An 11,649-nucleotide genomic window follows, 5' to 3' on the forward strand; every position below is an offset into this window, starting at 1 on the left:
TTTTTTTTTTATAGACTTAAATTAATCCCAAGTGTGTAAACTTTCTGAATCGGATAAGAACCAACTCCTCCAACTTCAGGATCGACTGGAAATATTCCCAAATTATCAAGGGTAAATAAATTTGTTCCACTAAGATAAATTCTCAACTTATCAATTCCAGCAGTTTTAAGAGTTTCGGATGGCAACGAATAAGCTATTACTAAATTCTTAAGACGAACATATTTAGAATTAATAAAATATTTGTCTAAAGTGGCATTATTATACCTTCCATCTAAATCAGCTGGAAATTGTGCATTTGCTTCATTTTCTTCGGACCAAACTCTACCATACAAATAGCTATAAGGTGTTCTTGGTCCAGAAGCATGTAATAAAAGTCCTCTTTCTGTGGTACTCATACTTTGATAAAAATTGGCCGCTCCTTGCCAGAACATTGTAAAATCCCAATTTTTATATTCCAATTGTGTATTGAAACCAAATAGTATTTCCGGAACATTACCTTTTCCGATAAGGACTTGATCTCTAAGATCAATTACACCATCACCATTATAGTCTTTTACCCTAATGTCCCCTGGCCTAATATTTAAAGGATTTTCACCATAATCAATATATGCATCTGAATTATTTGTTTTATTTTCAATAAGGACATCTAACTCTTTTTGGTTCCAGAATCCGTCAAATTGATAACCAAATGTACGATTAACCCAATTTCCTGAAAGCCTCTGTATTCTTTCTAAATCCGCATCTTCCTGAACTAAAGTTTCTATTGTAGTTTTATACTTCTCACGAGCCCAAGAACCATTAGCTGAAATACTATATTTGAAATCTCCTTGATTATCCCTGTATGTTAATGCAGCTTCAAATCCACGATTATCCCTTGACTCCAAGTTTTCTAGTGGTAATTCTGCACCTGCTGTTTCCGGTATAGTTATACCCTGTGTGTCTCTTGTAAGAATACCAGATCGCAATCTGTAAAATGCATCAACCTCTAAAGTTAAACTATTATTTAAAAAACCAGCATCTATTCCTACATTGTATAATTCTGTATTTTGCCATGTAATTGAAGGATTTGGTACACCTAATGTTGCTATACCTGTCTGAAATTTATTATTAAAAACATAACCCCCATTGACATTTAAGACCTGAAATCCTTCAATATAATCGTAGGTATTTGCACCATCATTACCCAACTTACTATAAGATGATCGTAATTTAAGATTGCGAACAAAGTTTGTATCTCTCATAAAATTTTCTCTGGAAATTAGCCAGCCTGCAGAAACTCCAGGAAAAAAACCAGTACGTGTTTCTTTTGGGAATAAAGAAGATTTATCGATACGGAACGATAATTCCAATAAATATTTACCTGAGTAGTTGTAATTTAACCTCCCAACTAATCCCGTTCTTCCTAATTCATTAGCAAAACCAAGTGCATTTCTATTTTCAGGGTTCGAAAAATTTAAATATGGTGTTTCGGAAGATATAACATCATTACCTATAGCTGTTACAGATGTCGATTGTTCTTTAATTTTCTCGAATAATCCTAAAGCGGAAAAACTGTGTTCCCCAAATTGCCTATCATAATTTATTCTTAAGTTTGTAGTTAGTCGATCAAATCTGTAACTCGACTCAGTTAAATCTACTATTCCTCCATTAGAAATCTGATTTCCTATATAATTCGCACCGTCCCAAGCCCATAAACTAAAAGGTTTCTCTAATCTTTTACCGAAATCAAAATTTTGAATAAAAGCTACTTTCCCTTCTACAGATAATCCTTCAACATTTGGTATTTTGTATTTTAAAGAAAAATCTCCATTTTGAACATTATTTATACCCAAATTATACCCTCCAATTGATTTGGTTGTTGAAGCAACTGGCGATGTTGCATTACTAGAATTCACAACTACTAATCCACCATTTGGAATAGAGGCCGGAAATGCAGGATGTCCAAATACAAGATCTCCAATATCACCATCACCGTCTGCAGGCGAGCTGTCTCGTACTTCTCTTCTTAAACCCAATCCAACAGATAGTGAAAGATTGTTTGATATATTTGCATCAAAATTAGCTGTAAAATTCATTCTCTCAAATCCAAAATCTCCCGATTTCCATTGAGATCCCTGATTTAAATAACCTCCTGATAAAAAATACTTCATATTTTCACTACCTCCTCTAACATTTAAATTTTGCTGTTGTTGTAGAGCAAAACTGCTAGAAACTTCTTTAATCCAATTTGTTCCAAGATCAGAGCCATTATTTAGAGCCTCTAATCGTTCCGGAGTAATATAAGAGTCAAAAATGTGCCATTCATTTCCTCTTCTATGCGAAGATGCAATACTTTCATATTGCTTGAATGTAGCCATATCAGGATATCTTGTAGCTTCTGTTATCGAGGATGTAGCATTATATGTGATCACTGGTTTACCAACAACTCCTCTTTTTGTTGTCACCAAAATAACTCCAGAACCTCCTAGAACACCATATACGGCTGCAGAAGCATCTTTAAGAACCGTTATACTTTCTATTTCGTTTGGATCTAATTGATTAAAATTACGTTGTACACCATCAACAATTAAAAGTGGTTGTTCACCTTTCGAATTAAAACCTCTAACACTAATAGATGCAGCATCTGAACCTGGTCTTCCACTACTTTGGTTCACAACTAATCCTGGTAATCTTCCGGCCAATGCGGATGTCATATTAGGAGCTGGAGCTCGTGTAAGTTCTTCCCCTTTCACCGACACTACAGACCCTGTAACTTTACTTTTTTTCTGTGTCCCATAACCAACCACAACCACCTCATTCATCTGTTGAGCTTCAGATTTCAAGACAATCTTTAAAATCTTATTATCTTTAATTTGCATTTCTTGGTTAACGAACCCTAAATAAGTAAAAACTAATACATCTCCTTTATTTGCTTCAATAGTAAAATTACCGTCTAAATCAGTAGAAACTCCTGTTTTAGTCCCTTTCTTATATACATTAACCCCTGGAAGAGAAATTCCTTGCTCATCAACAACCTTACCAGTGACAGTCTGTTGGTCATCTATTGCTCCTGTAGCAGTTGTATTCTCCAAATTATTGCTCTTATTCAATACAATTTGATTATTACGCAACACTTGAAACTTAATATCCTGCGAGCTCAATACCTTATTAAGGACTTCCTGCAGGGTTTCATTTTTAAACTCTGCATTGATTTTGGCCTTAGAAGAAATTACTTGGGCTTGGTAAGAAAAAGTGACATTAGCTTGAGTCTCTATTAATTGAAGTAAATTTTTAATACTTCCATTTTTAATAGACAATGATACGCGTTCTGCTAAAGGGCCTTGCCCATAACTAGTATTAGAATAACACATGTTGATTGTAATAGTCAACAATACCAGCTGAATAAACGAGAATTTCATAATCTTAAAAATCGTTTTGTTACTAAAGTTTTTAGACATACTTTTGTTTTTTTGTTAGTTCATGACAAAATAAATTCAGCCCATTGCTACTAAGCAATAGGAAATGTTTAAAAGGGAAAGATGTTGCCGCATCTTTCTCTTTTTTTTTAAAACTTGTTTATAATGTATTTTTTCTTCTCATAGTTTTTTTGGTTTGGTTAGTTAGTATTTTATATAGTTTAGTTAGTACAGCCCTGGGATTCAATTACTATTTGTGAATCGACTTCTTTATACGTTCCTGCTATAATTTTACAAATTAAATCAAGCTGGTCATAAAGGGATTTATCTATTAATTTTGTAGTGATAGTACAACTTGCCAAAACTTCTTCATTATAAATAATTTTAATTCCATACCGATTCTCAATTGCGTCAAAAACTTTATTTATAGGCGCTTCATTAAACTCTGTCGGGCTTTCTTTTGCAATTACCACAGGAGACTCTACTAATTTTTTACTTAAATTTTCATCTGAACGATTGTAAATGGCTTGTTGATTGGGTACAAGTACTAAACCATTGGTCTCAGGATCTGATAAATTTATTCTTCGTTGATTAAAAACCGAAACCCTTCCTGTACTAACTTTTACAAATAGTTTTTCATCATTATCAAACGCTCTAATCCTAAAACTGGTACCCAAAACTTTGGTTACAATTTCATTGGCATACACATAAAACGGTTTATTGGGATCCTTTGCAATTTCAAAAAATGCGTCACCACTCAGTATGACAGTCCTACTGTTTTTATTAAAATGAACAGGATAACTCAACTTACTGTTTTTCTCCAATACAATCACACTGCCGTCCTCAAGCTGAACTTTTAGTGGAATATCACTTGTATTTATCTTTTCTATAAGAGTACTTTGCGCATCAAAAGAAGTCAGTAAATCGTGATAAGAAACTTGTCCGTCAGGATTTGACGTCCATACCAATGAACCAATGCCAAATAAAATAATTATACAAGCTACCCATTTAATAAATGGTCGCTGCCATAATCGCAATTCAACAGTCTCTTGAGAAACTTCTTCCACTTTAAGAGTCTGATTGATTCTACTCCATATTTTTTGCTGATCAAACTCATCCAATGGCTCTAGCTGAATTTCATTTATTTCTAAAATAAACTCGCTCGCTTCATTCATCAAACTGGCTTTCATTGGATGATCAATTAAAAATTGCACCCACTTATCCTTGTCTTGACCAAAGAGTGTCCAACGAACAAATGAGTCATCGTCCAAAAAATCCTGTATCTGATTGTAATTGTATTCCATAATGGTAAATGACTGATAAAGCCCTATACTAATACAAGTACCACTTTGACAAAAAAGTAACCATTATTTTTTATTTTTTTTCAAACAAAAAAAACACCTCTTAAAAATAGAGGTTTGGTTCAATCTAAATAGAGGTAAAAAAAGAATGTAATTCTTAGAAACCGATAGCTTATAAACACAGAAAAACAAGTCTGCTGGTTACAATCGGAAATTAAAAATGGCTTAAACCGCTTTACGAAGTGAGACTCTTAGAATTGCATAAGACTTAGACAACAAGTTTTTCACCACCTGTTTAGGGATTTCCATTATTTGAGAAGTTTGATCTAAGCTCAATCCCTGATAAAAACGCAAATGAACAGCCTCAGTCTGGCGTTTGCTAAGTTTTTCTAAGGATTTTTTTATTAATTGAGTCTTTATTTGCACCGACTCTTGTTCTATTGATTCTTGTTCAATAGACAGGGTCGAAAGAAAATCTAAAAAATGATCCACATTTTCTGATCCCTCAAAAATATCTTTTTGGATATTACGGCTAAACTGATTTCGGATAGCTCTGAACAAGTAGAATTTAACATTATCTACTTCACTTAAAAACTCTTTCCTCCTCCAAAGATCAACAAACAAATCGTGTATTGCATCCTCGACCAAGGAGCGGTCAGAATTCAGTTGAAACCCATAAGTTACTAAAACTTTAAAATACTTTTTATACAATAGTTCAAAAGCCGCATAGTCTCCATTCTTAAACGATTTCCATAGAAGAGAATCCTGCGTTACTTCAGTTTGTTTAGTAATCTTGCTCAATGGGTTTGGTTTTTGGTTGTTATGGTTTATCATCCTTTTTTAATCTTCAACACCTTTGCACAGAGTAAAAAGAGATAATTTCAAAAATATAATAGTTTACACAACAAACAAATCAGTACCTACCAGTTTTTTTTATGATATACATAAAAAAAAACAACTTATTTTAACGAATTACCCATACCCTCCATATTCCAAAAATTAAGAACTAAATCCTTCTTATTAAATCCAATTTGAAATTTGATATAAAAAAAAGAGTCGGGAACATATTGTCCCGACTCTTAATCAATTTTTAATGTACTCTTTAATTATTTACTATTTTACTTTTGAGTTAGCATACTCTTTTGATAATTTCAGCATAGACTCTTTAGTTCCTTTTTCGAAAGGGATTAAGTAGTAAGAATAGCCTTGAGCTACTTCTCCTTTGATTTTATATTTATCCTGTGGCGTAGCTCCCCAGCTATCGTCACCAGCTACACCTCTTTGACCTAAATCAATATTAAGCTCTACTAAATCGCGCTCTTTTATGTCATTAATGTGTTTACTGGCATTAATCTGTGGAATCCCATCAGTTCTATATTTTGTTTCAATTTTGGAAGCTTTTCCATAATCTAAACCATCAGCGGTATCAAAGTCTTCCATAGTCATATGCAAAGCACTTATTCCTAGACCTTTCTTTACATTATCAGCAACAACTAACAGACCGTTATCTTTTTCATCAGCTAATGCAACCCATCTAACATTTGTTTTATATCCATTTTCTTGCGGTCTTACATAAGGAACGTATTGATCACTTACGCTAGACTCATAAAGATCTACAAAAGCAGAATGGTATCTATCCGAATAATTCTCCCATGGACCACGACCAAAATAAGTCATTTTACTATACTGCTTAGGCAACTGCATACGCATTCCTAGTCTTGGTAAATCAGCCTTATAAGCCGTTTTATCCAAAAGATTTTCCACTTTTACAATTCCATTACCGTCTATTTGATACGTACTATAAAACTTAGTGTTCACACCTGGCAAATCGTAAGTAACTTTTAATTCGATTAGATTTTCAGCTAGTTTTTTTGTTGTCATACTTGTAACTTCAGAAAACAAAGTAGCTTTCTTCCATTCAATATTATTAGTATACATCCTGTTTCCTGAATCATTATCAGTTACCGCTCTCCAGAAATTAGGTTTTGGCCCATTTCCGTCTTTTAAAAGTTCATTCCCTTTGTACACATAAGAAGTGATGCGGCCTTGCTTTTTATTAAATTCTACGCTAACAACCTCATTGGATATTGTCACTCCTTTATCTGTACTTTTAACTTTCAAAGAAGCTCCTTGTGCCACTGCTGCTTGCTCTTCAACATGCAATTTGTCAATTTTTATTTGCTCATGAGCCACTTGAAATCCTTTTGGCAAAAGTCCCCAGTCCTTTTTTGTCACAGCTTCTACTTCAACATAATACTCTGTATTTTTCTTAAAGTCAATTCCTTTTAGATCAACACGCATTAATTTACCAGTTTGAGTTTCAACATCTAAAGTTTGAGCTGGAATGGTTTTTAATATTTTACCATCTGCTTTTATTTTAGCGATTAAATCAAATTCATTCAGATTAGTAAAGTCGTATAAATTCTCAACTAAAATTCTCAATTCATTATGACCGTTGATTCCTTTTTGTTTAAAATTAATAAACTCATGGGCTTTTTTAACCTCAAAAAGTGCCGGTTGTGGCGTTCTGTCCGGGAACACAATTCCGTTATTTAAGAACGAATTATCCGTTGGCATATTTTTACCATAATCACCACCATAAGCATAGAAGCGTTCTCCTTTTTCGTTTGTTTTCCAAAGAGACTGATCAACCCAGTCCCAAATAAACCCGCCTTGTAAATTTTCATATTGTTCAATGATATCCCAATAATCCTGGAAGTTACCTGTACTATTACCCATTGCGTGTGCATATTCACTCGGAATAAATGGTCGGTCAGTTTTTGATTTACCTATCGATTCAAAATGAGCAGGCGAAGGATATTGAGGAACAATAATATCTGTATTCCAATCCATATCATAGTCGCTACCATCGTAATCTTTATAAGGACGCTCGTACTGAACCGGTCTTTTAGATTTATCCATTGCTTTGATTGCTTTGTAACCAGCATAAAAATTTACACCGTTTCCAGCCTCATTACCCATAGACCAAATAATTACCGAAGGATGGTTTTTGTCGCGGGCAACCATACGAGTCATTCTATCTACGTGCGCTTTTTCCCAACTTGGTTTCTTAGCTAAAGAGCGGTCTCCATAATACATACCATGAGACTCGATGTTAGCTTCATCAACTACATATATACCATGCTCATCACATAATTCATAGAATCTGCTTCCGCGTGGGTAATGACTTAAACGTACTGCGTTAATGTTATTTTCTTTCCACAAACGAATGTCTTTCAAGATTAACTCTTCCGACATTACGTGACCTGTTTCAGGATCAGTTTCTTGAGCATTGACTCCTTTAAGTTTAATGCTTTTTCCATTTACTAATAACAATCCGTTTTTGATTTCAACACTTCTAAAACCTATTTTACGAATTGTTGATTCTATAACTTTACCTCTTGAATCCAAAACATCAATAGTTAAAGTATATAAATTAGGATGTTCAGCACTCCATTGTTTTACATTCTCGATAGAAGCACTAAAAGAAACTGTAGCCGATGAATCCTTAACAATAGTCAGCTTTTGAACCTCTTTTTTCAATACATTCGTACCGTCAAGGATACTATAAGCCACCTTTAGGTTTTGCTTATTTTGCAAATGATTCTTAAGTTCAATATCTAAACTAAAAAGTCCGTTTTCGTAAGCTTTGTCTAAGTTTGAAACCACTTCAAAATCTTTGATTCTCACCTTAGGCTGGGCATATATGTAAACACTACGCTCTATTCCGCTGATTCTCCAAAAATCCTGACATTCTAAATAACTTCCATCTGTCCATCTAAAAATTTGAATAGCGATGGTATTCTTTCCTGGTTTAGCATACTTTGTAATATTAAATTCTGCCGGAAGCTTACTCCCTTGGGAATAGCCAACATACTCGCCATTTAACCATACAAATCCACCTGATTTCATTGCACCCACATGCAGAAAAATTTCTTTCCCATCCCAGTCATTTGCAATATCAAAATCCCTACGGTAAGATCCTACCGGGTTATTTTCGTGAGGAACTTTCCCCGGATATTTAGGATAAATACCATCTAACTCCATATCAGCTGCGATAGGGGCTTTATAATCGGCAAATTCATATTGATGGTTTACATAAATAGGAATACCATAACCCTCTACTTCCCAGTTTGAAGGTACTTTTATTGAATCCCAATCAGAGACATTCTCAGAAGGATTCATAAAGCTTGTTGGACGATCTTTTGGGGAATCAACATATTTGAATTTCCACATACCATCCAGAACTTGCTTGTACTTTGCTTTTCCATTTGTTGCGTCTTCAACAGAAGTAAAGGATGTGAATGTTGCATGAGCAGGTTCTTTGTTTTCACTGATCACATTTTCATTTTCAATATAATGCCATATGTCAGCTTTCTGACTATAGGAATTAACACCAAAAAGAAACAAAGAGCTAATAACTAAAAGGCTATTAATTTTCATATTCAAAGGTTATAGTTTAAGGGTTTAATTAATGTTTACTTTTATCTATTTTAAAAAAATTGAATCTTCATCTCTAAATAACTTACTTTGATTATCTCAGTTTTTTAGAAAAATTTATCCCCGATTTTTTTTACATTTTTTAAAAAAATAAAGAATTCCAAATTTATACTAAAACTTTAAAAAAAATACCAGTGCCTACCAGTTTTTCGTTCTTTACAGACTACAAAAAACAAAAAATTAAAGCAAACCCCTATTTTTTCAACCACTTACCCTATAAAAAAAAACACTCTGGTTGCAATAACCAGAGTGTTTCCAAAAATCCTAATTAACTTTTGTTCTTACTATTTTTTACTTAAAATTAGCAATCCCTTTTTTTAACCAAGTGTGGTATTCTTCAACATCCGGAGTATAACCCACAGGATCAATTAGGTTTTCTCCTTCGTGATTGGTCAACACATAAAAAGGCTGCGCATTTGCCTTGTATTTTATGGTTTGGAACTCACTCCATTTTTGCCCAACGTACTTTAATTTTTTTCCCGGCCTTAGCTTGGATTCTATTTCTTCGCCAGCGGGAAGTGGTCTTTTATCATCAACATACAAGGAAATAAGCACTACTTCATTATTGAGGATGGATAAAATTTGTTCTTTTGGCCAAACTTGCTGTTCCATTTTACGGCAGTTGACACAAGCATAACCGGTAAAATCAAGCATAACGGGCTTGTTTACTTTTTTGGCGTAAGCCATTCCCAAATCATAATCCGTAAAAGCCAAAATATTATGTGGCGCCATTAAGTGTGCTCCTTCGGGAATTGCTGTAGTTGCAGTTGTTGCGCCGCTACCTTGGCTAGATCCCACTCCATAAGGAGATTCGCTGTAATGTTGCGCCGGTGGAAAAGCACTAATCAAGTTTAAAGGTGCGCCCCATAAACCCGGAATCATATAAATCGTAAAAGTTAAAGACAGTAAACCTAAACTTAGCCTTCCCACAGAAATATGGGTTAAAGGAGAATCGTGGGGCAATTGTATTTTTCCAAAAAGATAAAAAGCCAAAACGCCAAAAATAGCAATCCAAATCGCCAAGAATACTTCGCGCTCTAACAAATGCAATTGCAAGACCAAATCGGCATTGGATAAAAATTTAAAGGCCAAAGCCAATTCTAAGAATCCCAATACGACTTTTACGGTATTTAACCAGCCGCCTGATTTTGGCAATGAATTTAACCAACCCGGAAAGGCTGCAAATAAGGTAAATGGAATGGCTAGGGCCAAAGAAAAACCGAGCATCCCAACTATAGGTCCTACCTGATTTCCGCCTGCCGCTGCTTGTACTAATAAGGTTCCAACAATTGGCCCGGTACAAGAAAAGGAAACAATAGCCAAGGCCAAAGCCATGAAGAAAATCCCGATAAGTCCGCCTTTATCCGCTTTTGTGTCTACTTTATTGGCCCATGAATTAGGAAGCATAATTTCGAAAGCTCCCAAAAAGGAAACCGCAAAAACCACCAAAAGCACAAAGAAAATAATATTAAACCACACATTAGTAGAAAGTGCATTCAAAGCATCGGCTCCAAAAACGGCACTGACCAAGGAACCCAAGAGTACATAAATAATTACGATTGACAATCCGTAAATGATGGCATTTTTGATTCCTACAGCTCTGTTTTTACTTTGTTTGGTAAAGAAACTCACCGTCATCGGGATCATTGGAAACACACAAGGTGTCAATAAAGCGGCAAAACCGGAAAAGAAAGCGATAACAAATATGGCTAGCAAACTTCTGTCAGTAGATTTATCGCTTTTGTCAGCAGTGGTCTTTTCAACTGTATTGGCTTTAACTTCTGTTTTTGTTACCGGATCAATTGCAATTTCTTCTTTTGCTACCGAATCAATCGCGATTTTTTCTGCCCCAATCAAGGCTGTTGCATTTTCTACTTTTTCGGCTTCATTTGCTTTAGTAGCGCCAGCCATTGCGGTTTCTGGGATTTGAAAACTCAAATCAACATAGGATGGCGGCAAACAATTCGCATCATCGCAAACCATAAACTCCACTTCTCCCGAAATTTTGAAAGCTTTTTTTGAAAGCACATTGATGCGCTGTTTAAAAACGGCTTTGCCTTCAAAAAACTTAATTTTCATTTCAAAAATAGGATCATTAACGGTATGGCCTTTTTCTTCTGATGGTTTTCCAACTAGCTCATAATTGGCATTTTTGCTAAAAGTAAAAGCCGTGGGAACAGGACCGTTCTCGGGAACACTTTGGGAATACAAATGCCAACCATCATCAATGGTGGCTTGGATAACTAAATCATATTTAGTGTCAGAAACGGCAACTACCGATGTAGACCATTTTACCGGATTGTGTATTTGGGCAAATACATTAGCACTTAAAATAAAGGCTAAGAGTAGTATTATTTTCTTCATTGGATTGTGATTTTAGAAAACATTAAATTAAATAGGGCCATTGTAGCAATGACCCTATAAATCCTTTCGTTGTTTGTGTACTAATTCAA

General features: G+C 34.7%; 5 protein-coding genes. All 5 read right to left on the reverse strand.

The window, feature by feature from the left end; genetic code table 11:
- Positions 1-8: 8 nt before the first annotated feature.
- Complete coding sequence (locus tag LNP19_RS00260) at positions 9-3,437, reverse strand: TonB-dependent receptor (protein ID WP_230062821.1); 3,429 nt, start codon at positions 3,435-3,437, stop codon at positions 9-11.
- A gap of 179 nt (positions 3,438-3,616) precedes the next feature.
- Entirely contained in the window at positions 3,617-4,699 is a 1,083-nt protein-coding gene (locus tag LNP19_RS00265; RefSeq protein ID WP_230062822.1) for a FecR family protein, read from the reverse strand.
- Between the two features lie 222 nt (positions 4,700-4,921).
- On the reverse strand, positions 4,922-5,530 hold the full coding sequence (locus tag LNP19_RS00270) for an RNA polymerase sigma factor (protein WP_230062823.1): 609 nt from the start codon (positions 5,528-5,530) through the stop codon (positions 4,922-4,924).
- A gap of 279 nt (positions 5,531-5,809) precedes the next feature.
- Positions 5,810-9,139, reverse strand: a complete 3,330-nt coding sequence (locus LNP19_RS00275; RefSeq protein WP_230062824.1) for a glycoside hydrolase family 2 TIM barrel-domain containing protein — start codon at positions 9,137-9,139, stop codon at positions 5,810-5,812.
- A 348-nt stretch (positions 9,140-9,487) separates the two neighbouring features.
- Positions 9,488-11,560, reverse strand: a complete 2,073-nt coding sequence (locus LNP19_RS00280) for a protein-disulfide reductase DsbD family protein (RefSeq protein ID WP_230062825.1) — start codon at positions 11,558-11,560, stop codon at positions 9,488-9,490.
- Between the last annotated feature and the right edge of the window lie 89 nt (positions 11,561-11,649).

This window comes from Flavobacterium acetivorans (assembly GCF_020911885.1).
GTDB lineage: Bacteria > Bacteroidota > Bacteroidia > Flavobacteriales > Flavobacteriaceae > Flavobacterium > Flavobacterium acetivorans.